Below are 26593 nucleotides of genomic sequence, written 5' to 3' on the forward strand. Positions count from 1 at the left end.
AGAGCTGTTCGTTAAATTGAGTGACTAGCCTAGAACAACGACAACATCGTTCACGCTGCCTTCTGCTTGTACTGGAATTGCACCTTCAACTGACTCACCGTTGATAGTGATAGAAGCAACGCCTTTGCTGACTGCATTCGGGTTTTGCACTGTGATGTTGTAAGTCGCACCGCGCCATTGACGAGTAACTTCGAATTCTGGCCAATCCGTCGGAATACAAGGATCGACGGTTAAGCCTTCGAAGCCTGTTCGAACACCAAGAATGAAGTTGGTTACCGCAAAGTAAGCCCAACCAGAAGTACCGGTTAACCAAGGGTGGTTTGCACGGCCGTGGTCTTGGTGGTCTTTACCCATGATGAACTGCACGTATGAGTATGGTTCTGCGTAACGTGTTTCAATCATGTCATTTTGGTTGTATGGGTTGAGTGCATCGTAGAATTTCATAGCACGGTCGCCACGGCCAAGTTTTGCTTCTGCTACCCAAGCCCATGGGTTCGGGTGAGAGAAGATAGCGCCATTCTCTTTTACGCCTTGGTAAACGCGAGTTACGAAGCCGATATCATCGTTTGGTGTCGCGAACGATGGAGAGTTTAGGTGTAGGCCGTATTCTGAGAATAGGTTCTCATCAACTGCGTCCATCGCTTTCTCGCCGCGCTCTTGAGAAACAGCACCAGACAGAACTGCTAGTGTGTTTGACTCAAGGTGTACACGACCTTCAGTTTGTTGAGCTGTACCGATCTTGTCGCCATTTTTAGTTAGACCACGGATGTACCAGCCACCCTCGTCATCCCAAAGGTGTGTTTCACACGCTTCGCGAACATTCGCTGCCATTTCAGTGTATTTCGCAACATCAGCGTCGTTATTGCGGAACTTAGCTAAGTCTAAGAATTCTTGCAGAGCCCAGAAGTGTAGGAATGAAACCATTGAAGATTCACCGCCACCTAGGTTCAAGCAGTCATTCCAGTCAGCACGTAGACCTTTACAGATACCGGTTTGACCTACGTATTCAGCAGAGAAGTTCAGCGCCGCTTTCATGTGTTCGTAAACAGTTGCTTCACCGCCGTCTGCGTATGGAATTACTTCATCAAAGAAGTCGTGCTCACCGGTTTCCATCACGTATTTGATGATGGTTGGTACGATCCACAAGTGATCATCAGAACAAGTATCTTCAATGCCGTGGATCTTGTCGTCATCTGACGGTGTTGGAACAACCGTTGGTGATTTTGATGGTTCAACGTCTGCTTTCTCTGGATCGAACCAGTCTGGATCGAATAGGTGTAGACCGTAGCCCGCTTTCACTTGGCCACGAAGCAGGTCGATAATACGTTTCTTAGTCATTTGTGGGTTGGCATGAGGTACTGAGATCGCATCTTGCGCAGTATCACGGTAACCAAGACCAGTACGGCCACCAACTTCAATGAATGATGCAAAGCGCGACCACACCACACAAGTTTCTGCTTGGTATAGTGTCCACGTGTTGATCATGGTGTCTAAGCCTTCATTTGGAGACTTAACTTGGAACTTGTTGCAACGCTCGTCCCAGTGATCTTTGATGCCTTGGAACGCCGCATCTACGTTTGCTGTGTTTTGGTATTTTTCACGTAGGCGTTCACCATTGCCTTTGCCGATACCTAGTACATAGGCAAAGCGAACCTCTTCACCTGGTTGAATGGTAAATTGCTTGTGTAGAGAGCCACAGTGGTTGTAACAGGTTTGAGCGCTGTTAGAACATTTACCATTTTCAACTGCAATTGGATTTGCTTCATCACGGTACATGCCAAGGAAGTTGTCACGTTGGCCGTCGTAGCTGTCTGGTGAGAAAGTTGACGCTAAGTAGTAGAAGCCTTCAAAGTCATTAGTGTTGTAGTACAGGTCGTATTCCAACACCCCTTCTTGGTAAGACGTGCCCGCAGAGTACAAAGACATCTGGTGGTTCTGGTTGTCCGATTGGATGTGGCTGAACGAGAACTCAACAAATGAGAAAGTGCTGATGGTACGAGGCTTATCAGTGTTGTTCTTTAGGACAACGTCCCAAATTTCTGCATCTTCGCCTTTAGGTACGAATAGCGTTTTGGTCGCGGTAATACCGCTGTATTCACATTTGAACTTTGAGTATGACAGGCCGTGACGAACTTCGTAATTCGCTTCATCTAGGCTTTTTGCCACAGGTTGCCAAGAGATAGACCAGTAGTCACCCGTCTCATCATCACGCAGGTAAACATAGTGTCCAGGACGATCAAAGGTACCGTTTGGACGGAATTTAGTAACACGGTTGTATTCCGGAGAATTGTAGAACGAGTAACCGCCCGCATTGTGCGAAATCACGGTACAAAACTTTTCAGTACCTAGGTAGTTGGTCCAAGGTGCTGGTACATCAGGGCGAGTGATGACGTATTCGCGATTGTCGTTATCGAAATAGCCGTATTTCATTGTCATTTCCTTTTTAACAAACTGCATCTATGCAGCTAATTTTTAAATAGTGATGCTGAGTTTTATTAGACTGAGCACCTTAATTTGAGTCAGCAAGCACTCGACGTGAGTGTGCTGTGGTTTGTTTTATTCAGCTTTCCAAGGGTTGCGGTACTCCACATTGAGTCTGTCGAGCAGCGGCAAGTGACCCTTTAGGCGAGATAGGTAATCTAGCCAGTTTCGGTTGTTTTTATGTGTCCAACATCCTTCAGCTAAAGCGCTAATTCTTGGGAAGACCATGTAATCCATACGCTTTTGGTTGGTGACGATCTCACACCATAGAGCGCACTGAATTCCGCGGATCCGCTTACGAATTGGGTCGGTGTCGGATATCTCAGCAAGCGCTTCGTAGGTATAAGCTTGTTCTAATGGGATAACTGCAGCCCAATCTACGCCCGGCTCTTCCGGTGCATAATCTTGGGTCATGTCGAGATAGGTAAATTGTGCAGGTTGCAGCACCACATCAAAGCCTTGGCGAGCACAGTTCACAGCCGCTTCTTCGCTGAGCCACGAGTAGATGATGGTCTCTTTGCTCACCTTGTCGCCGTGCTGTGCTTCTTCCCAGCCCACCATGCGTTTGCCTAGCTGCTTAAGTTTGTTCTCGGCATAGCGGAACAGGTGGCCTTGCAAGTCTTTGCTGTCTTGGTACTGGTGCTCTTTCATCAGTGCTTGAGCGGCAGGGCTGTTAGTCCACACACCCGGTGGTACTTCGTCTGCGCCCATATGAATCAATTCGCTAGGGAATAGCTCTGCCACTTCTTCAATAACCGCATCTAGGAACTGGTAAGTACCTGGCAAGCCTGGGTTTAGCACGTTGTCGTTGTAGTGCTGGATACTCTTGTATTGAGTGGTGTCAGCTTGCTCTACCAACATATCAGGCAGTGATTTGATCGCGGCACGACAGTGTCCCGGGATATCGATCTCAGGGATAACAGTGATGCTACGCTGCTCTGCGTATTCAATAACTTCGCGAATCTGTTGCTGTGTGTAGAAGCCGCCGTAGTTTTCAGCAATATGGGTATATTGTGGTTCCAATGCATGGTCAGGACCTCGCCAAGCACCGATTTCAGTAAGTTGAGGTAGGCTCTTTATCTCGATTCTCCAACCTTCATCATCAGTTAGGTGCCAATGAAAAACGTTGAACTTGTAGTGCGCTAATTGGTTGATTAAGCGCTTCACTTGCTCCACTGAATGGAAGTGACGAGCGCAGTCCAACATCATGCCACGGTATTTGAAACGCGGTTGGTCAGCGATTTTGCAACATGGCACAGAGAAGCTTTCGGCATCCTGTTGTTGAACCAACTGAATCAGACTTGCTACAGCGTGTGTAAATCCAGACTGGCTACCTGACTCAACAATTATCTGCTGTTCAGTAATGCGGAGTTTGTATTCGGCTTCGTCTAAAGTCGGATTACTGCGGAATAGAATGTCATGGCTTTCTTCTGTTGGAAGCTGATTCGAAATCGACAGTTCAAAGGTAGAAAGTAATTCTTGTTTTAGCCAAGTGACGGCTTTATCTGCTAGGTGAGATTGAACCTCAATCTTGCATTTACTATTTAACGCGAAGCTACCTTGCTTAAGTTCGATCAGGTTCGGCTGAGGAATTAATGCCATCTCAGCAGCGTTCACTTCAGGTGTCTGATTGCGTTCACGGTATGGTGACGCCAGAACAATGGGTGATATCGCAACTGGCAGTACTGAGGTTTCGCCTTGGTGATGCGTTTGGATAAAGGCATCGTTTAGACCGTCAGAATAAAAACGGAATGGGGCGCTTTGAATGCTGAATTCAAGGTAGTAATGGTTGTTCGCCTTTAACACTGACGAACTTGGTTTGAACGAACAAAAACTGCCAACTTGAGTCAGTTCGCCCTGCGACAGACTCTCTTGAAGGATGAATCGATCAAACGCAAAATGCAGTGACCAATCTGTTACATCAAGATCACTTAAGTTATGTACCGTAAGGCCAAATCGGCAGTTATTTTTTTGTTCAGAGAGAACAGCTAAGTCGATGCGATAGTTCATATAACTTCCCTGCTAAGCCTGTTGATACAAGTTGTGTTGTGGTTTACCGGCAAACATCAATGCGCCTTCGATAGCGTCAAATTGAGGTTCAACGATCCATTGTTGTACTGGTGGTGATAGCCAGTTGAGAATGCGCTCAGCGATACTGCCCATCAGGCATACCTTATCCGCACCTTTACGATGAAGTGCTAGCACAAACATTTCGATATCAGCTGCGGTTTGCTTGAGCATCTCGATAGCTAGCTCATCGCCCTCGTTAGCGAGTTGAAAAATCACTGGCGAGAATTGACCGTAGTCTTTTGGAATCGCGCCTTTGGACCATTCGACGATGGCATCAACATCATTGCCAAAGTGGTTCATCACGTGTTGAGTGAGTGGTGTCTTGTTGCGAATGCCATCTTCAGCAAGCAGAACTTGTTGCATCAAGCGAAGGCCCATCACAGCACCGCCACCTTGGTCAGAAATTGGGAATTCACGACCGCCAACTACGTGCTGCTCACCATCTTGCAGGTAGATGCCGCATGAGCCAGTTCCACCAATCATGATCGCGCCGTTTTGGCCATTGTGAGCACCAATACAAGCACCGTAAGCGTCAGTGTTGAGCGTCATACTTGCGAAAGGGTGTGGTTGAGCCATGAAATCGAACCATGCCGACTTTTGCTCAGCACCAGCCAGAGCTAGGCCAACATGCATATTTGAAAAATGGTTTGAGTTTAGTTGCCCTTGTTGTGCCGCTTTTGTAATGGCATCAATAATTGAGCTCATTGCAACATCGACACCTAAAAGGATGTTAGCACTGCCACTTTTCGCTTCACCAATGAGTGTGCCTTGGTCATCTCGGATTCGAGCTCGACAAGATGTACCGCCGCCATCAATACCTATGAAGTAAAGAGTCATGATTATTGCTCCTTACTTTGTGCTAAGAAGTTGAACTGTGCAGCGGTTGCTAATAGGAACCAAGCGCCATGAGGGATCCATTGTTCACCCCAGCGCCAATTTTGAAGCATGTCGTCTTTTTGTGCTGGTGGATTAAACGCGATGTCGTGTTCATCTTCGAAACCAGCTGTGATGCCGTTGCAGATACCGCCCTTCGCATTGAAGAAACCAAGTTGTGGTAGGTAATCAGGGTTGTTGTGACCGTGACCATCGAGCATGCACATGTGGTATGGGTTGAGGCCCAAGATCCAGTCGAGGCTGTTTTGCGAAAGTTGGATCAAACGCTTTTTAAGTTCGCTATCTTGAATGTGTGGCTGAACTAAGTACGCCATGGTTGCGATTGAGCCAAGGCGAGCGTTTTCGCCTTGCCACCAGTAACCTGTTTCGTTTTGCTGAGCGACAAAGAAGGCATCACGTTTATCACCATCGACAGACTTAACGTACTGTCTTGGGTAGCCAAATGGGTTAGTGACTTTGTCGGTAATGTTGATTTCGAACTGGCAAGCTTGTTCAACAACTGTGCGAGCCTGTTCTTTTAATTCATCATCGGTTTCGTTGTCGAGGTATTCGCATAGCGCAATCACAGGAAGACCAGCTTCGGCTGCATGGAAGTATGGTCGAGTGCCATCAGAATTCGCTGACCAGAAGTGCTCAAATGAATCATCTGACTGTTGGCGAGAAATTAAACGAGTTGCCCAAGTTCTTGCTTCTGATAGGTATTGCTGGTCTTTTGTTACGCGATACAGTTCATTGGCTGCGAGTAGGGCACAGTACTCATCGATGATGTTCTCTTCACCATCGTTTAGATACTGGAGGTTGTGCTCTTTTAGGTGCCAGTAACCCTTAGCTGCCGTATCAAGGTAAGTATCGCTCGAGTAGCTGCCAGAGATTTCAAGCTCAGAAGCGGCTGCCAATGCTGCGATAGCTACACCTGCACCTTGTCGATGGCCTGCTTGTAAGTCTGTTGATTTATGGCCTTCTTGAGTCGCATAAGCGCAGATGTCGCGCTGGTTGATATCTTTGCTCCACTTATCGAATACTGTCATGTAGAAGTATCCAGCCGCGTCTTGCATACGCACTAAGAAATCAGCACCAAATAGCGCTTCTTCCGTTAGACGAGTCATGGAGAATTTAGGGAAGTCCGGATCGTCGCTGGTTAAGCGCACGCTTTTCAGCATGTTCCAAACGACCATTGGAATCTGTTGCGGGTTTAGGTAGTTGCCATAAGACAGGTGGCTAAAATACTTACTGACATCACCTGATGCATCATACCATCCACCGTGGACATCGACGTACCTGTCGGTACCGAGAATTTGTGCTTGTCGATCTTTCTTGTCGAAAGTACCGCCACAGCGTTGTGACTTAAAGTAATGAAGCACATCAGAAAACGTGTGGTTCATTAATAGGTTGCTAGCAATCTCAAATACTTCAGAGCGCAGGTTGTCAAAACGTAGATAGTAGCGACCAGATTCAGTGACTGAACTGAAGTCGATAGTGAAGAATTGCCCTTGATGCCAATTTGCTACGTGGCCTTGTTTTACCACATCAAAACTTCCGACAGTGATATGGTTGTCTGCACAGACGAGTAAAGCCGTTGTGCTAGATAGGCGAGCTTTCTTAGTTTGTAAGATTGCCTGCTTGGGGCCTGTGGATTCATAGCCAATATGGTTGGTCAATAACAGCATCAATATTCTCCGACAGTCCTAGTTTCTATTGGCTAGGTACTTGAATGTTTTGGATATAAATAGGTAGGGCCCGCAGACCCTAACTTGATTTTATTGCTTAGCTTTCGTGTAGGTAACAACGTACAAAGTGGTTATCAGCTAGTTGCGTAACCCCTGGTAGCTGCTCTTTACATTTGTCCATTGCATGAGTACAACGACCTGCAAATGGGCAGCCTGCTGATACTGGCGTCCAAAGAGGGATCTCACCTTTGTTGCCAGCAAGTTGTTCATGGATCGATTTCTTAGGATCTGGAACCGCTGAAACCAGTAGCTGGGTATAAGGGTGCTGAGGGTTAGCAATAACGTCATCGGTATCCCCCCATTCCACCATGTGTCCCACGTACATTACCGATAGGTCTTCCGCGATATAACGAGCGGTTGCGATATCGTGCGTGATGTAAAGCAGAGACATTTGCTTCTCAAACTTCATCTCTTCCATTAGGTTCAAAACACCTGCACGGATTGATACATCTAACATTGAGGTTGGTTCGTCCGCTAGAACGACCTCTGCACCTACCGCGATGTTACGAGCTAGGTTGACACGTTGACGCTGACCACCAGAGAGTTGGTGAGGGTATTTTTGCGCCGTCTCTTTTGGTGGGATTAAGCCCACTTGCTCCAAAAGATCGTAAACGCGTTCTTCTAACTCTTTCTTGTTACCCGGGGATACTTTCTTGTGGATCAACAGCGGTCGAGCAATGTGGTGGAAGATATTGTGCGTTGGGTTCAGAGAACCAAACGGGTCTTGCCATACCATCTGCACGCCTTCACGGTAGTGCATAAGATCTTTTCTGCTTGAGATCTCTTGGATATCACGACCTTTGTATTCGATCGTGCCGCCTGAAGGTGCGTACATTTTTGCGATCATTTTTGCGGTTGTTGATTTGCCTGAACCAGACTCTCCAACCACTGCTAGGCCGCGGCTTTTGTACATCTTGAATGACACGTCGTTAATCGCACGCATCATTGGGGTTTGAATTGTGGTACTGCTTATTGGGAAGTCTTTTACGACATTCTTGCCTTCTACCAATAATTGACCGAAATCTTTGCTCATAATTGTCTCCAGAATCCTTATTCGCTTTGCTTGTTTTTAGGTGGTCGAGCCGCCTTGTTCGTTATTCACGCTGAGTTAGCGTGCAAGCTATAGCTTCCTTTGTACTATTGGGTCACCGTACAGGTGGCAGTTAGACAAATGTCCCGGGTCGATAGAACGCAGCTTGGTTGGTACCTTGGTACACGTTTCATGTACACGGTCACAACGAGCTTGGAAACGACACCCTTCAGGGATCTCTAACAGGTTCAGAGGGTTGCCCGGAATACCTGCTAGTTTTGTCTTTGGCCCTGTCAGTGGAGGGAAAGAACTTCCCAGCCCTTTGGTGTAAGGGTGGTAAGGGTTTTCTAGAATATCTTGAGAGTTAGCCACTTCGATTAGCTCACCTGAGTACATGATGCCGATACGGTCAGAGAACTCGACCATCAATGACAGGTCATGGGTGATGAACAGAATCGAGAAGCCAAACTCTTCTTTCAGTGCATAAATCTTTTGTAGGATTTCGCGTTGCACAACCACATCAAGTGCGGTTGTCGGCTCATCCATGATGATCAGCTTTGGATTCAGTGCCAACGCGATAGCAATAACTAAGCGCTGACGCATGCCGCCAGAGAATTGGTGAGGGTAGTCACTCAATCGGCTCGGGTGAATATCTACGATTTCTAGTAGACCTTCAGCACGTTGTTTAGCTTGCTCACGAGTCATGTTGGTGTGACGCATGATTACGTCACAGAACTGCTCTTCCATTGGTAGGACTGGGTTGAGCGCGTTCATCGCGCTCTGGAATACCATCGACATCTCGCTCCAACGGAACGCTTGCATACGGTCATCACTGTATTCAAGGATGTTCTCACCGTTGAAAATAACCTCACCACCACTGATGTAAGCGGGCGGCTTATGAAGACGCATAAGAGAGAAAGCGACCGTTGATTTACCACAGCCAGATTCACCAGCTAGGCCGAATACTTCACCTGGAGCGATGTCGAAACTTACGTTGTTACACGCACGAACATCGCCAGACTCTGTGATGTAATCCACGCATAAGTTGCGGATAGAAATTAGTGGTTCAGACATGATTATTTATCTCCGCTCCAAAGTGCATTTTGTGGTGGTAGTTCTGGTTCACGTTCTTGTTTGTCTTGTGCCGCTAGTTTCTTCCAACGCTTCATGCCTTTATGAGAACGCAGTTGCGGGTTGGCAATTTCATCGACAGCGAAGTTAAGCAGAGCAAGGCCAGTTACAAGTAGTGTTAATGCGATACAAGGAGCCAATAGTTCCCACCAAGCGCCAATCAGCATTGATGAAGAGGTTTGAACGTTGTAAAGCATGATGCCCCAGCTGATTGTGTTAGGGTCACCAAGACCTAAGAACGAGATGGTTGCTTCCATCATGATTGCGTACATCACCGAACCGATGAAGCTTGCGCCAACGATAGAGATAAGGTTTGGCAGAATCTCTACGAAGATGATGCGGAATGAAGATTCACCCAAAACTTCAGCGGCTTTTACAAACTCTTTTTCACGCAGTGCTAATGTCTGAGAGCGAACAACACGGGCTCCCCATGCCCAGGACATAAAGCCGATAACCAAGGTTATGGTGAGTGGCCCTGCCTCACCGATAAAGGCTGCTACTACGAACAGTAATGGGTATTGAGGGATTACCAGCATGATGTTCATTGCGGCTGTTAGCACATCATCAACACGGCCGCCGAAGTAACCTGCAGAAACACCAATAACAGTTGCGAGTAAACATACGGTTAGACCCGCACCAAAACCTACTGCAAGAGATACGCGTGCGCCGTATACCACCTGAGACCAAACGTCACGACCCATACGAGTTGTGCCTAGTACGTGGTCTGCCTTCTTAGACATGATAAGTGTGCGACGGTCGTCTGCTAGGTTTTGAGCAACCCAGCCATCAGGGTTAGTTTGTGCAGACTTAACGACGAAACCAGGGTATTCGTGTGGGTTACCTGTACGTTTGTCTGGCACATGCTTGGTGATTAATGGTGCTGCAATCGCGCCAAGAATAAAAATACTTAGGATGATGACGCCTGTTAGGGCCATCGGGTTACGCCAAATGAGTTTTAGAAAGTCTTTCATGATTATTTACCACCCTTACGAAGACGAGGGTCAAGAACAACGTAAAGCATGTCTGCAACTAGGTTAAAGAACAGCATGAATAGCGTCATGATAAGCAGCTGACCTTGCAGTACTTGGTAGTCACGAGCGTTAATTGCGTTGAAAAGTACGCTGCCAAGACCTGGGTAGTTAAAGATGATTTCGATAATTAACTGACCACCGATTGCCATACCTAGAGACATTGAAAGAGCAGTCACACTTGGTAGCATCGCGTTACGAGCTGCGTAGTTGAATACCACTCGGTTTTCGCTCAGGCCTTTGCCTTTCGCCATGGTGATGTAGTCTTCTGCTAGTAGGTTGATCATGTTGTTACGCATGTTTACTAGGAAGCCACCAATTTGAACAACAGAAGCACAGAACAGTGGTAAGAAGGCGTGGTAAGCGACATCTTTAATGAATGCCCAGCTTGTCCAATCTGGCATAGTACCTGCGGTGTAGGCGTAACCTGTTGGGAACCACTTTAAGCCAATTGCAAAGGTAAATAGTGCAATCATCGCGATAACAACTTGAGGAACAGCTTGTAGAATCAGCATCCCTGGAGTTACGAAGGCATCGTATTTACTGCCGCGTTTCCACGCTGCGAAAATACCTAGGATTGAGCCAATCGAGAAAGAAAGAATAACTGCAGTGCCAGCTAAGAAAAGCGACCAACCGAATGCTCCACCCAACAGTGTGTTTACAGAAAGTGGGTAGAATTGAATTGATGTACCAAGTTCCCAGCTAAGAATGTTCTTCATGTACGCTACGTATTGAACCAGTAGACCGCCATCAACGAAGCCTAATAGTTCTTTCATTGCAGCAATACGCTCTGGAGTAACTTGTACAGAAGCGTTCGCAAACATCATGGTAACGGGGTCACCAGGCATTGCTCTTGGAATAATAAAGTTTAACGTCGCAGCAACTAATAGCGCGACAAAATAAAATGACAAACGTCTTAAAAAATAACCCATAACTCACACCTTACTCACCCAGATTGTTTCCCTGTTTCTGGATTCAGGTCGCTCCTAGCGAAATTTGGAACGAAAAATCCCCTGACGACTAGCGCCATACTTTCAATTGAGAGTGTGGGGATTTTTATAAGCGGCGTAAGAGGTTACGCCGCAAGGATTGAACGATTACTTATTTAACTGGTTTTAGGTCCAGTACATGAAGTAGACGCTCTGGAATACCAGCCCAAATGTTTGGACGGCCTTTTGGATTTTCTTCGTTCCACCAACCAGTGAAGCGAGTTGTGTTGTATTGGTACATGTAAGCACCAGACATCACAGGGATTGTCACTTGGTCTGCAGCGATGATTTGCTGAATACCGTGTGCAATGTCTAGCTGCTCGTTCTTATCAGCTGTTTTGTAGAAGCTGTTTAGAAGACCATCTAGCTTGTCGTTTTTGTAGAAGTGCATAGCGAAACGAGGCATACCATCACCAGATTGTAGTGATGAGTTGTAAGCACTGTTCCAGTACGTGTATGGATCCGCACCGTGGAAGTAGTTTGTGTATGCTACGTCGTATGTACCTTCAAGCATTGCTTGATTGTAAACAGAGAAGTCAGGTGTACGAGCTTTCGCTTTAATACCGATTTCGTTCAGCTGTTCTACCGCTAGTTGAACTGTGTTGTTGAAGTCAGTCCAGCCGTTTGGCGATTGAATCATTAGTTCGAAAGACTTACCTGATGGAGTGTCAACAAAACCATCTTTGTTTACATCTTTGAAGCCAGCGTCAGCAAGAAGCTTCTTCGCGCCTTCAGCGTTGTATGTGTTGAAGCCTTTGTACTTGTTATGAGTTTTTTCATCAGACCAAGCTTCAAACGCGTAGCCAAGACCCGATGCGAAATCGTTCACAGTACCGCCACCGTAGAATGCGATGTCGATGATAGTTTGACGGTCAAGAGCCATAGAGAAAGCACGACGGAAGTCAACGTTACTCAATGCTTCATGCTTCGCAGCATCAGGGTGCTTGAAGTTAACGATGAATGCCTGTGTACCTGCTGGCGGGTACCAGTAGTGGTGTTTAGGGCTAGCTGCTGCGTATGTACGATCGATATCTGGAACGAAAGAAGACGTCCAGTCCATTTCACTGTTTACAACTTTACCTAGGAATTGGTCGTTGTTCGCAATTTGTGGAACACGTAGACAGTCAACATCTAGGTTGTCTGCATCCCAGTAGTTCGGGTTTGCACACTGGATGTATAGTTGCGCTGTAAACGTATCGATTTCTGTAAATGGACCAGAACCTACCGGGTTCTCATTGGTAAACGTTGATGGATCTTTAACGTCTTTCCAGATGTGCTTAGGTACTACAGGTACTTTAGCAATCTCGTAAGGTACGTTTGAGTTTGCTTCTGTTAGAGTGAACTTAACTTGGTTGTCGTTTAGTTTTTCTACAGAAGTTACCCAAGAGTTGATACCAGATTGGTCAAGCTCTGGCTTCTCTTTTACAAGGTTGAAAGAAAAAACAACATCATCAGCAGAGAAAGTTTCTCCGTCAGACCATTTAACACCCTTACGAATGTCGAAAACAACGCTCATCAGATCATCTGACATCTTGAAGTTTTCAGCTAGACGGAACACTGGAGTGTTACCGTGCATTTCGTTAAATACTACTAGCGGCTCATACATGAAGTCAGTTGTAGTATGTAGGTTAGTAGCACCAAGGTACGGGTTAAAGTTACGTACGAATGTAGTGTACTCTTTCGGGTGAACGGTCAGTTCGCTGCGTTCTGCAGCAGTTGCTACTGATGCAAAACCTGTTGTAGCAGTTGCAATAATTGCTGTTGCTATTGCTGTTTTTTTTATATTGGCAAGCATAGCTGTTCCTTACTATTTGCTTTCATTTCACTAATGGATTGAATGTTATCTGTCGCTAAATTGTTTAGTAGATACACACTCTGGTTAAAGGCCTACCTCTTCTTCGTTGCTCCAGATTCATCGTTGATTCTGAGAAGTGGTAAGAGTGGCCTGTAGGCCTTTGGCAGGAGTAAGAAAACACCTTATCGATGAATTAATCAAACTCGTTTCCCGTCAAAAACGTTAAAAATACTTAACTCCACGTCATTAACGTCAAAAATGGGTGGTTTGGTGGTTTTTTGTGCGCAATTGTTAAGGTGATGTGACTCGCATTTGATTTTGCAATGGCATCATAATGTTAGTGCTTACTTACTCTTTTAGCCTTTTTTTATAATGCCTTAAGGTGTGCTGATGTAATTGTAGATCTCGGTCACTTGCCAGTTTTACGTTAAATTTCCCTAGAGAATTAAATCTGCCGTTCTGTTGTGACTCGCTTCTCAAACTGCAACAAAGAGTCGGAGAACTGTGAAATTCAGCCAAGAATAAGCTTCTAAATAGCGATTGAGCAGGTGATTGTTTAAGCTTGAGTAACGTGTCATTTTGCTTGTTTAATACCGTGAAAGAAGTGTATTTGAATGGACATTCTTGTGTTTTGATTACGAATGATACCCACAAAAAAGCCCACGCTAGGTGGGCTAATAAGGAGGTATTGGTTCAGGTTTAACTGGTCAAGAGTTTCTGCAGTTTATCCCTTAGCATCTCAATATGCGTCCTCTCTGGTGTTTGTTCTTTACAGTGCTCAAGTATGAATTCGATAGAACTCAATACCGTTCGCCAGCGAGGTGTTTTTGGTAAGGTTTCGACGCGTAGGTATTTGTCTAGCGTTCGAGTTTGCAACGTACTGCGATCTAAGTAGACACGCCACAAGCCACTCTTCTCGGCGAAAGCAAATTTGGTTTCACCAGTCACCGATTCCCAGTAGATAATGGCATTAGTCATCGCATCGACTAAGACCTCACGCATTAACTCTTGCTTGTTTTTACCTTCTCCAGTGGCTTTATCTGCAAGACGAGTAAACTCACCACCGAGTTCTTTCAATTGTTGCAGTTTGTCCTTATCACCTTCAAATGCATAGCTAGAAAGCGCTTCAACAGCGGTCTCAAGGTTATTAATACGGTTTGAGTTAACGCCACCGCCTACATTAAAGATATACATGGTGTCGAGCCCTGAGCCTTCAGGTAGCTTAAGGATGTCACTTGGTATGCGCTGACGTGTGTCATCTATATAGATATCAATGTCACCGCAGTAGTGTGCTTGTTCCACCTTAAGGTATTTAGGTGCGATGATCTCGTCAGCCATTGAGCGTTTAAGTTGTTCTTGACCGCGCCTGAATAGCTTCGCTGCCGCTTCGTTAGCAAAGCGAATACGTTGGTCATCACGAATACAGATGATAGCCTCAGGTGCCGATTCTAACTGTTCTAATAAGCGTCCTTGAGTTTCCAACAGGTTAGCCTCAACCATCGCTCTATGTTTGAGCTCGAGTTGCAGTTGGTCGTTTTCAAGGCGCCTCTGTTCGGCTTTACTTGCTGATAGATGCGCTGTTATTCGAGCCGCCAGTTCTTGTTTGTTGAATGGCTTCGATAAGTAGTCATTGGCACCCGCTTCGAAACCTCGAACACGGTCTTCTGCTTGGTTGAGTGCCGTTAGCATGATGATTGGCAATTGAGCATGATCGTATTGCTTACGCAGTGCTTCACAAACCTGATAGCCGCTCATACCTGGCATCATTATATCGAGCAGCAGTAGTTCCGGTTTCTCTTTTTCAATTAACTCGATGGTTTCAGGGCCGTCACATGCAGTACGTACTCGATAACCTTCTAACTTCAAGAAGCTGTCTAATACTCGCAGGTTAACCGGCTCATCATCGGCGATAACCAGTAACGGACCATCTGGGTTTTCACTGATAACACTGTTTTCTTGTTGGCTGTTATCAATTAAATCAGGTGCTTGGAAGTGCGAGTAGTGACCTGATTCGTTGTAACTGTCCAGCTCATCTTGAGTAGCTAGGGGCAGGGTAAAGCTAAACGTAGTGCCAAGCATTGGCTGGCTACTTACGTACAGCGAACCGCCCATTAACTCAATTAACTGACGACTGATCGATAATCCAAGCCCAGCACCTTGGCGGTAGTTACTCGCATCTTGTCCTGCTTGAATCAATGGCTCAAAGATGTGTTCAAGATACTCGGCTGGAATACCTTGGCCAGTATCGACAACTTGTACACGAATGTTGTCGTCGATAACGCTGGCAGAGATAACAATTTTACCTTCTGAGGTGTACTTGATGGCATTGCCGACCAAGTTATACATTACTTGCTCAAGTCGTTGAGGATCCGATGAAACCAGCCCTAAATCACTTGGCACTTGGTTAATAATACGGATTGGCTTATTGCCCAACAGGTGATGAGACAACTCTAGGACCAAGCTGGTGGCTGCAGACAAATCAACGGCTGACTTCTTAATGTCCAAGCTGCCATAGCGCATCTTGTGATAATCAAGCAGATCATCAACCAAGGTCGCCAATCTCTGACCACTATTGATGATGATATCCAACTGATACTTCTGATTAGCAGGAATAGGACCATTCGCTCCAGATATCAACGCTTCAGCAATGCCCACCATGCCATGCAGTGGTGTTCTCAATTCGTGAGAGGTGGTTGCTAAGAACTCATCTTTGAGTTTGTTAGCCAGCTGCAAATCTTCGTTTTGCTTTTTAATGGTCTTGAGGTTGTCTTCAAGCTCATCATTTTGGCTTTTGATAAGCAGCATCTTTTCACGAATGGAGCGCTGCATTCGTTCAAAGCTTACCGCCAAACGACCGATTTCATCTTTACGTTCGGTATTGATCATCGTCTCATCAAGATCACCCGCAGAAACTTTCTCGGCTGCCCACGTCAGTTTAAGTAGCGGTGAGGTGATGAAGTTAGACAGATAGTGCGATGCGACAACAACCAGAATGATCGCGGTTAACATCACTATCACGAAGATCTTTTCTAACTGATGAATACGGGCAAATGCCTCTTTCTCCGGAAGCTCGACAACAAGAGCCCAAGTCGCGTACTTGAGTTCAATTGGTGTATAGGCTGCGATGATCGCTTGATTCAGGGTGTTGTCGAAGGTGCCAACCGCTGTTTCGCCAGCCAATGCTTTATCGACAACATCTAAGCTTAAGTTGATAGATTCTTGTGAATGAGCAAGGCTACGCGGCAGGTGATCATCACCCACAAGTAGTGTTTGAATATTCGAACTCTTGTTGAGATCCGCAATCAGCTTAGTAATGCCGTTGATTGGCAATCTAAACATCGCGTAACTGTGTAGGTAGCCCTGTTGAACGATAGGTGCGCCTAGCCATGCGGTCTGCTTGCCGTTCTCGTCTTTAAAGTCAGAAACGATAACCGGCGTGTAATCTTCGTTAGATTTGCGTCGGTCGGTTACGTCTTTCGCTAGTCGTTGAAAGGTAATACCTAGGTTGGAGTCCTTGTATTTTCCAGTCAGCAGGTTGGTGCCGTAATCATCATTTTTAAAGACGGAATAAGCGACGTTACCGTTGATATCAACCAAGAGAATATCGTCAAAATCAGAGCGTTTAAGCAGCTCTAGGTAAGCATTATGGTAGCGCTTGTGAAGTAGTCGATAACGCTCGCTGCCAATAAAGCTACTGGACTCTGGAAGAATCGACGTTTTGATTTGATCGCCAGATCCCTGAATGTAGCGTTGCTGCGCATTACTGCGTGCCTCGTCAATATCTAACCCCAATCGTTGGAAAGCATTGATTAAACCATAAAATCGCCCGCCACTGGCATTGGCCAATTCTGAGCGAACAAAGCCCATCACTTGGGATTCTTGGGCTTGTAGGTAATCGACAATTTGCTGCTGCTTAGTATCACGAACCGAAACAAGGTGTGAGGTGCTTTGTTCCTGGAGATCCTGACTGTGCGATTGGAGGAAAAACATCGCGATAAGTGTCACTGGGGTAATACTGAGGACAAGAAATGCCAGCATTAGGGTATTTTGAAGGCGCTTAAACTTCTGCTTACGATAGAATCTAAACATAAATTGGGTACTACTTTCCTTTGATGTACTGCTAAAAGGGGCGAAAACAAGTACAGAGAATAGAATTAACGGGTTCCAATTTAACGAAATTAACGAGTTTTTTTACTTTGACAAGTAAGTGGTATTTAAAGCGTGTGCAAAAGCTCATTTTTATAGAGTTTTGACAAAAATATGAACAGACAGCGCAGATAATGACCCTGCGCTGTGTTAGGTAGGCTATTTGCTTGCGTGATAAATCGCGAATTTAGTGGTCTTATTTAGAGTCGCGCATTTTCCAAACGCTTGTTCAATAATTGGAATGTATTTTAAGAAACTGTTCGCAACAATAATCATCTCACCAGAACGTTTCAAATGCTTAGGAGCCTGAGCAAGTAAGGTCTCAGTCGCACTGTAGCTAGTATCCAAACCTGAGTGGAATGGTGGATTACTGATGATGAACTGGTAGTCTTCTGCAGTATCAGAATAGACATCTGAAGCGAAGACTTTACCCGTTAAACCGTTCGCTTCTAGGGTTGCTTGGCTGGATGCCACGGCAAATGCACTGATGTCGCACATTTCTAGTTCGATATCAGGGTTACGAGATGCCATTACCGCGCCTAATACGCCTGCACCACAACCAAAGTCCAGTACTTTGCCTTTTAGTTTTGGCAGAGTATCAAGCAGAAGTTGGCTGCCGACATCGAATTGACCGTGACTGAAGACGCCAGGAAGGCTTTTTACCGTCAGAGGTTGTTCATCAATGTTAACCGTGTAGGTCTTAAACCAGTCTTTTAGGTTGAATGCTTGTGGTTGCTCGAAGCATTGACCCCAGTAGAAAGAGCAGCGACGTGCTGAATCGTATTTAACGACTTTGCCGTAAGGAGTAAACATCTTCTCGATGCTTTTCACGCCTGAGCGGTTCTCACCAACCACGACGATTTCGGTATCTTTGCCTAGCTTGGCAAATAACATCGCTAACAAAAATTCTGCTTCTGCCTTGGCCTTTGGCCAATACAGCATCACTAAGTCTGCTTTGGTCTCTTCAGTAAACTCAGCACCATAAAAACGTTGGATGGTGTTACAGCCTTCCAATTGACGGTAGTAGCTGTAATTAGACGTAAATACAGAGACAGATTCACAATGTTTCGCTAACTCAACAGGGAACAAGTCTTCTGCCTCACCTGCAACTAAAACATGTTTGCCTTCAAAGTAGGCGAGTTGGCGTTGAGCAATCTGGCTTGGGGCAATATAAGCTGACATAGGATACTCTGTTGAATCGTTAGCAAAAAATGAGGGCGGATTTTCGCATAATCCGCCCAAAGCTTGAAGTGTTTAATACTCGTTCGGCAACCAAGTTGCTGAGCTGTTGATTAACTCTTGTCTTGCTGGTTTAAAAAGTCTTTAAACTCTTCATCGTAGATGTTGAATAGGACAATGGTAATCGCAAAGATTAGTGGGCCATAGATAAGACCAATTAGGCCAAACAGTTGAATACCACCTAACAGTGAGAAGAAGATCATTAGGGTATTCATGCCTGCACTGCCTTGCATCAACAACGGACGTAGCAGGTTATCAATTGAACCAACAATTGCTACACAGTAAACCGTTAGGAAAATCGCCCAAGTGGTATCGCCTGTTAGGAACAAGTATGTCGCAGCAGGGATCCAGATGAGAGCGGTTCCCACGACTGGGATGAAAGAGGCAAAGCCCATCATGGTTCCCCAGAACAACCCAGGGAAACCAGCAATCCACATACCTAAACCACCCGCAAAGCCTTGCGCGATGGCCGTTAAGAATGAGCCCATTACTGCTGATTTAGATACTTGCTCTATCTCTGTTAGAAGCTTGTCTTCTTGGCTACGAGATAGCGGAAGAATATGACGCACCACACTAATGATTTTGTCGTGATCTCTTAATAAGAAGAACAAAACGAACAGCATCAAGAAGAAGTCCATTAAGAAATTGGTCGCATCACCTAAGATTTTCGCACTGATCCCAACCAACTTAGAACCAAAACTTGTCGCGAATTCGCCAACTTTCTGTGCGATGGCTTTAGGTTCAATGTTATCAAAAGGCAGGTAGTTATTTACGAACGACAGTGCTTTAACAACGATAGGGTGCTCAAACAGAGTCTGAATACCGCCGTGTGTCACCCATTGGTAAGTGTTCTGAGAGAACAGAGAACCTTGCTGCACAATCGCTGCGAACACTGCTAATAAAGGAATCACAATAATGAAAGTCAGGATGACACAAGACAGCAGAGAGACGATGTTTTCTTTATTCGGAATCTTCTTTTCAAGCCACTCGTGGATCGGGAACATCAACAGTGAAATGATGAAAGCCATCACAATTGAATTAACGTACGGCTCGATAAGCAGGTAACAAGCATAAGCAGCCGCAAGTAAGGCTATGATGATCACCCAGTGACTGGAATTGATTCTAATTTTTTCTGACACGGTAATGGTCTCTATATTTGCGTTCTAAGTTTATAATGGCTGCAAAACAGAGAGTTAGCAATGAGGAGTTTTGATAATGGGATGCTGTAATAAAGATAAGAAATGCCAAGATGAAGAACAGCAAACAAAAAAAGAGATCCCTTGGTTCAGAATGTTCCTAGGTACCTTGATGCTGTTGGTTTTTCTTTTTTGGGAACGTTAGGTGTTTTTAGTTCAATTTTGGTCTTAGTTGGCTGATAGGCAAGCTGCCATATTCACAGTTGATGAACGTGGCGTACAAAAAGGGCCGCACCTAATGCAGCCCTAAATTCAATCAGTTAGCGACTTATAAAGTGCTTTCGATTATTTGCTTTCAGCTGCAATGATCGCAAGAGAGCGATCGGCGGCTTCTAGTGTTGCATCCAGTTCTTTTGAACCGTGAGCAAGAGAAGTAAAGCTTGCTTCGAATGCTGAAGGTGCAAGGTAAACACCGTGATCTAACATTAGGTGGAAGAAGCGCTTGAAGCGTTCTACATCACACTTAGTTACATCTTCGTAGCACGTCACAGTTTCTTGATCTGTAAAGAAGAAACCAAACATACCACCAACTTGGTGAACTAGCATTGGGATGCCGTGTTTGTCAGCAAGTTGCTTGAAGCCATTTGCTAATTGCTTAGTTTTTGAAGCTAGACGCTTTTCGTTGCCTTCTTCTCTTAGAAGGTTCAAACACGCGTAGCCAGCAGCCATTGCAACAGGGTTACCTGAAAGAGTACCCGCTTGGTAAACTGGGCCTGTAGGTGCGATGTATTGCATCACTTCTTTGCGACCACCGAAAGCACCCACTGGCATGCCGCCGCCGATTACTTTACCAAGACACGTTAGATCTGGCTTGATGTTGTAGTAAGCCTGAGCACAACCTTCAGCAACGCGGAAACCTGTCATTACTTCATCAAAGATTAGCAATGCACCTTCTTGGTCACAGATTTCACGTAGACCTTCGTGGAAGCCTTCTACAGGAGGGATACAGTTCATGTTGCCCGCGACTGGCTCAACGATGATACAAGCGATCTCGCCTTTATTTGCTGCGAAGATTTCACGTACTGAATCTAGATTGTTGAAGGTTGCTGTTAGCGTTAGTTTCGCAAAATCAGCCGGTACGCCTGGTGAGCTTGGCTGACCTAAAGTCAGTGCGCCAGAACCTGCTTTTACAAGTAGGCTGTCTGCGTGACCGTGGTAGCAGCCTTCAAACTTAAGAATTTTGTCACGACCAGTGAAGCCACGAGCTAGACGAATTGCACTCATTGTTGCTTCTGTACCTGAGCTCACCATACGTAGCTGTTCCATTGATGGAACCATCTCAGAGACAAGTTCAGCCATTTTGATTTCAGTTTCGGTTGGAGCGCCGAAGCTAAGGCCACGTTGAGCTGCTGCAATAACAGCATCACGAATGACAACGTGGTTGTGACCAAGGATCATTGGACCCCAAGAGCCAACGTAATCGATATACGCTTTACCATCAGCATCAAAAATAAGTGGGCCATCAGCGCGTTCAACGAAGATTGGAGAACCACCTACGCCATTGAATGCACGAACTGGAGAGTTTACGCCACCAGGAATAGTTTGCTGTGCTTTTTCGTACAGCTCTGCTGATTTGGTCATTGATATATCCTCTTTTGACTGTCGGACCAATTGGCACGCATTGTACCTATCCATAATCCAACTAGGAATGCTTTCGCTGATATAATCGCCCGAATCTGGTTGTTTTGTGTGGTTACACGTTTTAATTGCTCAATATTGACTACTTTACTGCACTAAAAGAGGCGATCCGGTGGTGAATACTTGAACGTTTCAGTCAGGTATTAGATAATCAGTAGAATATAAGAAAATACTCAACAACTATGGTCTCGAATTAGATTTGTATCATGTTGTTTTTGACACAGGTAAGAGAGGTTGTCGTGAGCGAAGTAAATATCCCATTGTCTTTTTCTGATGCAGCAGCTACCCGCGTACAAACGCTAATCGCTGAAGAAGAAAACCCAGAACTAAAACTGCGTGTATACATTACAGGTGGTGGTTGTAGTGGTTTCCAATACGGCTTCACATTTGATGAAAAAGTAAATGATGGCGACACTACGATTGTAAACAGCGGTGTAACGCTAGTTGTTGACCCAATGAGCCTACAATATCTAATGGGCGGCATGGTTGATTACACAGAAGGCCTAGAAGGCGCACGTTTCTTTGTGAACAACCCGAACGCTACAACAACATGTGGCTGTGGTGCTTCATTTAGCGTATAGCTTGAACAGAAAAAGCTGAAAGCTACATTAGAAACACTGCAAACGCCGAACCTATGTTCGGCGTTTTTGTGTTATAGACTCCTCAAAAAGCCGTAGTAAGTTAAACCTGACTGTCGACCGCTTGGCTTTTTCATCGAAATCAGTACTTACCTCGATATTTAACCTATTATTTTTCAAAGTATTTCCTTCATTTTTAGTACACGGCATATTCTTTAAACTGTCGATAGCGTCCAACTTCGTTTGGTTTTGGTCTGGTAAGGTTATCTCTGTGCATATGGAAGTTGCACATAACAGTGTTAAGCCAATTAGCTCACCTTAATTACATCGGACAAAAGGATTTGTTATGCCCACTCTATTTCCTAACTCACCACTTTTTCAGAAACTTAAGCAGCCGTGGCTAGTTTCTCTGACTCTAGTCGTGTTGTTGTCGATCTGGCTTGGTTTAGGCGTAGGGCAAGCAGAAGAGTCACCTGAAAAAAAGGCGACAGAAATTCCGTTGGCTAAAGTTTCCTTTCAAACCTTCACTTCATCACCGACCTTTAAAACGATTGATCTCTATGGAAGAACGGCGCCCGATAGGCATGCTCGTCTAGGCGCAGAAGTCGCGGGCAAAATTGTCAGATTGAATGTTGTTAAGGGGGATATGGTTAAAGCAGGACAAGCCATTGCCCAGATAGATAAGGGTGATTTGGAGATTCAACTTGAGCGAGCCTCAGCTTTATATCGCTTGAAGCAGAAAGAGTTTAAAGCGGCGCAATCACTGAAGAAAAGAGGGCTGCAAGGCGAAATCGCCTACACCACAGCAGAGGCTTCGTTAACAGAAGCAAAAGCCATGATGCGCAATGCGGAGTTGGCTTTAAAGAATACGGTAATTACTTCCCCGTTCTCTGGTGTGGTTCAAGATTTGATGGTGGAGCTTGGTGACTTTGTTGGGGTTGGCGATCCGGTCGCGGGCGTGATTGACCTCGATCCTCTGGTCATCGAAGCCGATGTGAGTGAACGTCATATCCAGCATTTGTTAGTTAATCAGTCTACCTTGGTTCGCTTGCTGGGAAGAGAAGAAGCGGAAGGCCGTTTACGTTATGTTTCTCGAATCTCTTCTGCCTCAACCAATACCTTCCCAATTGAGATTGAAATCGATAACTCCGATGGCCTGTTACCTGCTGGTGTCAGTGCCGAAGTAACCCTCAATCTAGAAACGAGAGACGCTATCAAAGTGACACCTGCCATGTTGGCACTAGATGAGGCGGGCAATCTTGGAGTCAAAACTTTGGTTTCAATTGATGACTCACCAATCGTGAAATTTGTCGGTATTCAACTGGTGAAAGCTGAGCAAGATGGAGTGTGGCTGACGGGGTTAGGTCAGCGTGTCGATATCATCACGGTGGGGCAAGGTTTTGTGCGTGATGGTGATCCGGTGATTGCTGTTGAGCAAGGCGCTGAACTCTCTAACGTAACCGCAGAGTAGGAGACAATCGATGTATTCAATTATTGATGCAGCATTGTCTCGTGCTCGAACAATGCTCTCCCTTTTGGCGTTAATTATTGTCGCCGGTATCATTACCTATATCACGATACCCAAAGAATCTAGCCCAGATATCACCATTCCAATTATCTACGTTTCAGTAGGGCACCAAGGGATCTCGCCAACCGATGCGGAGCGTTTACTGGTACGCCCAATAGAACAAGAGCTTAGGTCGATTGAAGGCGTAAAAGAGATGACGGCAACCGCTGCAGAAGGCCACGCTTCTGTTGTGTTGGAGTTTAATGTTGGCGTCGATCTTACCAAAGCGATGGCCGATGTGCGTGACGCGGTTGATCTGGCTAAGCCAAAACTGCCAGAAGATAGTGATGAACCGGTTGTAAATGAAGTGACACTTGCTTCGGAGCAGCCTGTACTTTCTGTAGTTCTGTTTGGAACTGTACCAGAACGTACTATCGTACAAATTGCTCGAGAGCTGGGAGATAAACTCGAAAGTTATCGTCAGATATTAGAGGTCGATATAGCGGGTGACAGGGAAGATATTGTTGAAATCATTGTTGATCCTCTTTTAATGGAAAGCTACAGCCTAGATCAAGCCGATATCTATAACCTGATTGCGTTAAACAATCGAGTGGTTGCTGCAGGCTTTGTCGATACTGGCTATGGTCGTTTCTCGGTTAAAGTTCCTTCGGTGTTTAACTCTCTAAAAGACGTGCTTGAGCTACCAATTAAAGTGGATGGTAAGCAGGTCGTGACCTTTGGTGATGTGGCCACGGTTCGTCGAGCGTTTCGAGATCCTGAAAGCTTTGCTCGCTTAGATGGTAAATCCGCGGTTGTCTTGGACATTAAGAAGCGCGCAGGTGAAAACATCATTGAAACGGTTGAGTTAGTGAAAGCCGTAATGGCTGGCGCTCAACAGCAAGCCGAATGGCCAAATAACTTATTGGTTAAGTACACTTGGGATGAATCCAAAGATGTGAAGATCATGCTCAATGATCTGCAAAACAACATTCTATCCGCCATCATTTTAGTGGTGATCGTTATCATCGCCATTCTTGGTGTCCGAACCGCGCTATTGGTCGGAATTTCAATTCCTGGATCATTCCTTACCGGGCTACTAGTGCTGTCTGTATTCGGTTTAACCGTCAACATTGTAGTGCTGTTCTCTTTGATCATGGCGGTTGGTATGTTGGTCGATGGCGCGATTGTGGTGACCGAATTTGCAGACAGGCGAATGCAAGAAGGTGAAGGACGTAAAGCCGCTTACCGGGATGCAGCTAAACGTATGGCATGGCCGATAACAGCGTCTACTGCGACAACCTTGGCGGCATTTGCTCCGTTATTGTTTTGGCCGGATGTGACGGGCGAATTCATGAAGTATTTGCCGTTAACCCTTATCGCTACTTTAACTGCTTCATTGATCATGGCGCTGTTATTTGTGCCCGTATTAGGCGGCTTGATTGGCAAACCTCAATACGTATCGTCTAAAAGCCAAGCTCGAATGGTCGCACTGCATAATGGTGACTTTTCACAAGCCACCGGCTTAACTAAGGCGTATTACCACACACTGTCGATTGCGATTAAGCACCCCTTTAAGATTCTTTGTAGTGCGATACTGCTCGCGGTTGCGGTTGGATTTACTTACTCCAAAGCCGGTCTTGGGGCTGAATTCTTCCCTGAGGTTGATCCGCCATTCTTTAATGTCAAAGTCCGCTCACATGGTGATCTCTCTATCCAAGAAAAGGATGGCATCATGCGTGATATTGAGCTGATGATGCTCAACTATGATGAGTTCGATACCGTTTATACGCGCACTGGTGGTGACGACCAGATTGGTTTGATCTCGATTACGCCTGTTGATTGGCAATACCGCCGCAGTGTTAAAGCGATCATTGATGAGTTGAAGGTACAAACCGATCAATACGCTGGTGTTGAGATTGAATATAAGTTTCCAGATGCAGGGCCTCCGGTTGAGAATGATTTAGTGATAGAGCTGTCGGCAAGAACGCCAGAGCAACTGAATCAGGCCGCAAAAATTGTGAGACATTGGGCGGATGGTAATCAAGCGCTGACTAATATCAGCGATACAGCAAGCAAAGACGGCATCGATTGGAAGGTGGATATTCGCCGCGACGATGCCGCTCGTTTTGCAGCTGATGCGACTTTGGTGGGTAATACCGTTCAATTTGTTACCAATGGTCTCAAGATTGGTGATTACCTGCCTGATGATTCTTCAGAAGAGGTCGATATCTTGGTGCGTTACCCTAATGATAAAAGAGATATCGGACGCTTCGACCAACTGAGAGTTAAAACGCCTGCAGGCTTAGTGCCGATCACCAATTTTGCGCAGATAGTCCCTGACCATAAGCAAGACACGATCAAACGTCTTGATGGTAAGCGTGTAGTGAACATCATGGGTGATATGGAAGAGGGCTATAACCTTGCTCTCGAGTTGCCAAAGATCGAGCAAGCGTTGAGTGAGTTGGGTCTACCAAGTAGTGTCGAGTTTCGTATTCGTGGTCAAAATGAAGAACAAGAAAACTCTTCTGCTTTCTTACAAAGTGCTTTCTTGGTTGCTCTGGCGGTGATGGCTTTGATTCTGATTACTCAGTTTAATAGCTTCTATCAAGCGTTTTTGATTCTTAGTGCAGTGTTGTTTTCGACGGTAGGTGTATTTGTTGGTTTGCTTATCTTCCAGCGTCCGTTTGGCATCGTGATGTCTGGTATTGGATTGATTGCACTGGCAGGTATAGTGGTGAACAACAACATTGTGCTGATCGATACCTATAACCAGTTGATTAAAAGAGGCTTGGATAAGCGAGATGCGATTCTAAGAACCGGAGTTCAACGTTTAAGACCTGTAATGCTGACTACTGTCACTACTATTTTAGGTTTGATGCCGATGGTGTTAGAGATGAACATCGACCTGATTAATCAAAAGATAGAATTCGGTGCTCCGAGTACGCAGTGGTGGTCGCAACTCGCTACCGCAATTGCGGGAGGCTTAGCATTCGCGACAGTCCTAACTTTGGTACTGACGCCTTGTCTATTGATGCTAGGGCGAGACAAGAAGCCTGAAGAATAGTCGATACAGTGGTTCGATGAACATAAAAAAGAGCGCCTTGGTGGGCGCTCTTTTCGTTGGTTTATATGGCTATTAATCTA

At 45.5% G+C, this 26593-nt stretch carries 16 protein-coding genes; 3 read left to right on the forward strand and 13 right to left on the reverse strand.

Going from position 1 to position 26593, the window contains the following annotated elements:
• Positions 1-24 precede the first annotated feature (24 nt).
• The 13 genes from AB8613_RS11620 to hemL form a co-directional block, all read right to left on the reverse strand.
• On the reverse strand, positions 25-2430 hold the full coding sequence (locus AB8613_RS11620) for a GH36-type glycosyl hydrolase domain-containing protein (protein ID WP_372383845.1): 2406 nt from the start codon (positions 2428-2430) through the stop codon (positions 25-27).
• Between the two features lie 126 nt (positions 2431-2556).
• Positions 2557-4491 carry a beta-N-acetylhexosaminidase gene (locus AB8613_RS11625; protein ID WP_372383846.1) on the reverse strand — a complete coding sequence of 645 codons (1935 nt, stop codon included), beginning with the start codon at positions 4489-4491 and terminating at the stop codon, positions 2557-2559.
• Between the two features lie 12 nt (positions 4492-4503).
• Positions 4504-5388 (reverse strand): BadF/BadG/BcrA/BcrD ATPase family protein, encoded by an 885-nt coding sequence (locus tag AB8613_RS11630; RefSeq protein ID WP_372383847.1) that lies wholly within the window; start codon positions 5386-5388, stop codon positions 4504-4506.
• A gap of 2 nt (positions 5389-5390) precedes the next feature.
• Positions 5391-7112, reverse strand: coding sequence for a glycoside hydrolase family 9 protein (locus AB8613_RS11635; RefSeq protein ID WP_372383848.1), 1722 nt, complete (start codon positions 7110-7112; stop codon positions 5391-5393).
• Positions 7113-7209: 97 nt separating this feature from the next.
• Positions 7210-8205 carry an ABC transporter ATP-binding protein gene (locus tag AB8613_RS11640; protein ID WP_060982642.1) on the reverse strand — a complete coding sequence of 332 codons (996 nt, stop codon included), beginning with the start codon at positions 8203-8205 and terminating at the stop codon, positions 7210-7212.
• A gap of 87 nt (positions 8206-8292) precedes the next feature.
• The gene (locus AB8613_RS11645; RefSeq protein ID WP_048658172.1) at positions 8293-9276 is read right to left on the reverse strand and encodes an ABC transporter ATP-binding protein; all 984 of its coding nucleotides are present in this window, start codon (positions 9274-9276) and stop codon (positions 8293-8295) included.
• Positions 9277-9278: 2 nt separating this feature from the next.
• A complete protein-coding gene (locus AB8613_RS11650) occupies positions 9279-10304 on the reverse strand; it encodes an ABC transporter permease (protein ID WP_060982641.1) in 1026 nt (341 codons plus the stop codon).
• A 2-nt stretch (positions 10305-10306) separates the two neighbouring features.
• Positions 10307-11293 carry an ABC transporter permease gene (locus AB8613_RS11655; RefSeq protein ID WP_017633262.1) on the reverse strand — a complete coding sequence of 329 codons (987 nt, stop codon included), beginning with the start codon at positions 11291-11293 and terminating at the stop codon, positions 10307-10309.
• Positions 11294-11462: 169 nt separating this feature from the next.
• Positions 11463-13145, reverse strand: a complete 1683-nt coding sequence (locus tag AB8613_RS11660; protein WP_060982640.1) for an ABC transporter substrate-binding protein — start codon at positions 13143-13145, stop codon at positions 11463-11465.
• A gap of 699 nt (positions 13146-13844) precedes the next feature.
• Positions 13845-17234, reverse strand: coding sequence for a response regulator (locus AB8613_RS11665; protein WP_372383849.1), 3390 nt, complete (start codon positions 17232-17234; stop codon positions 13845-13847).
• Positions 17235-17450: 216 nt separating this feature from the next.
• Entirely contained in the window at positions 17451-18473 is a 1023-nt protein-coding gene (gene rsmC, locus AB8613_RS11670) for a 16S rRNA (guanine(1207)-N(2))-methyltransferase RsmC (RefSeq protein WP_372383850.1), read from the reverse strand.
• Positions 18474-18583: 110 nt separating this feature from the next.
• Positions 18584-19669: an AI-2E family transporter gene (locus AB8613_RS11675; protein WP_285954254.1), complete on the reverse strand. Its 1086-nt coding sequence runs from the start codon at positions 19667-19669 to the stop codon at positions 18584-18586.
• A gap of 342 nt (positions 19670-20011) precedes the next feature.
• Positions 20012-21307 (reverse strand): glutamate-1-semialdehyde 2,1-aminomutase, encoded by a 1296-nt coding sequence (gene hemL / locus AB8613_RS11680; protein WP_146490649.1) that lies wholly within the window; start codon positions 21305-21307, stop codon positions 20012-20014.
• A 296-nt stretch (positions 21308-21603) separates the two neighbouring features.
• Between hemL and erpA the strand changes: the two genes are divergently transcribed.
• From erpA to AB8613_RS11695, 3 genes are all read left to right on the forward strand, one after another.
• Positions 21604-21945, forward strand: coding sequence for an iron-sulfur cluster insertion protein ErpA (gene erpA / locus AB8613_RS11685; RefSeq protein ID WP_004734539.1), 342 nt, complete (start codon positions 21604-21606; stop codon positions 21943-21945).
• A 343-nt stretch (positions 21946-22288) separates the two neighbouring features.
• Positions 22289-23413, forward strand: a complete 1125-nt coding sequence (locus AB8613_RS11690) for an efflux RND transporter periplasmic adaptor subunit (RefSeq protein WP_285954255.1) — start codon at positions 22289-22291, stop codon at positions 23411-23413.
• Positions 23414-23423: 10 nt separating this feature from the next.
• Positions 23424-26513, forward strand: coding sequence for an efflux RND transporter permease subunit (locus AB8613_RS11695; RefSeq protein ID WP_372383851.1), 3090 nt, complete (start codon positions 23424-23426; stop codon positions 26511-26513).
• Positions 26514-26593: the final 80 nt, after the last annotated feature.

Source organism: Vibrio sp. BS-M-Sm-2 (genome assembly GCF_041504345.1).
GTDB classification, from domain to species: Bacteria; Pseudomonadota; Gammaproteobacteria; order Enterobacterales; family Vibrionaceae; genus Vibrio; species Vibrio satsumensis.

What these genes read in the sequence shown, in the direction of transcription:
- AB8613_RS11620 (WP_372383845.1), bottom strand. Translation starts at nt 2,430, where the DNA reads ATGAAATACGGCTATTTCGATAACGACAATCGCGAATACGTCATCACT.
- AB8613_RS11625 (WP_372383846.1), bottom strand. Translation starts at nt 4,491, where the DNA reads ATGAACTATCGCATCGACTTAGCTGTTCTCTCTGAACAAAAAAATAAC.
- AB8613_RS11630 (WP_372383847.1), bottom strand. Translation starts at nt 5,388, where the DNA reads ATGACTCTTTACTTCATAGGTATTGATGGCGGCGGTACATCTTGTCGA.
- AB8613_RS11635 (WP_372383848.1), bottom strand. Translation starts at nt 7,112, where the DNA reads ATGCTGTTATTGACCAACCATATTGGCTATGAATCCACAGGCCCCAAG.
- AB8613_RS11640 (WP_060982642.1), bottom strand. Translation starts at nt 8,205, where the DNA reads ATGAGCAAAGATTTCGGTCAATTATTGGTAGAAGGCAAGAATGTCGTA.
- AB8613_RS11645 (WP_048658172.1), bottom strand. Translation starts at nt 9,276, where the DNA reads ATGTCTGAACCACTAATTTCTATCCGCAACTTATGCGTGGATTACATC.
- AB8613_RS11650 (WP_060982641.1), bottom strand. Translation starts at nt 10,304, where the DNA reads ATGAAAGACTTTCTAAAACTCATTTGGCGTAACCCGATGGCCCTAACA.
- AB8613_RS11655 (WP_017633262.1), bottom strand. Translation starts at nt 11,293, where the DNA reads ATGGGTTATTTTTTAAGACGTTTGTCATTTTATTTTGTCGCGCTATTA.
- AB8613_RS11660 (WP_060982640.1), bottom strand. Translation starts at nt 13,145, where the DNA reads ATGCTTGCCAATATAAAAAAAACAGCAATAGCAACAGCAATTATTGCA.
- AB8613_RS11665 (WP_372383849.1), bottom strand. Translation starts at nt 17,234, where the DNA reads ATGTTTAGATTCTATCGTAAGCAGAAGTTTAAGCGCCTTCAAAATACC.
- rsmC (WP_372383850.1), bottom strand. Translation starts at nt 18,473, where the DNA reads ATGTCAGCTTATATTGCCCCAAGCCAGATTGCTCAACGCCAACTCGCC.
- hemL (WP_146490649.1), bottom strand. Translation starts at nt 21,307, where the DNA reads ATGACCAAATCAGCAGAGCTGTACGAAAAAGCACAGCAAACTATTCCT.
- AB8613_RS11690 (WP_285954255.1), top strand. Translation starts at nt 22,289, where the DNA reads ATGCCCACTCTATTTCCTAACTCACCACTTTTTCAGAAACTTAAGCAG.
- AB8613_RS11695 (WP_372383851.1), top strand. Translation starts at nt 23,424, where the DNA reads ATGTATTCAATTATTGATGCAGCATTGTCTCGTGCTCGAACAATGCTC.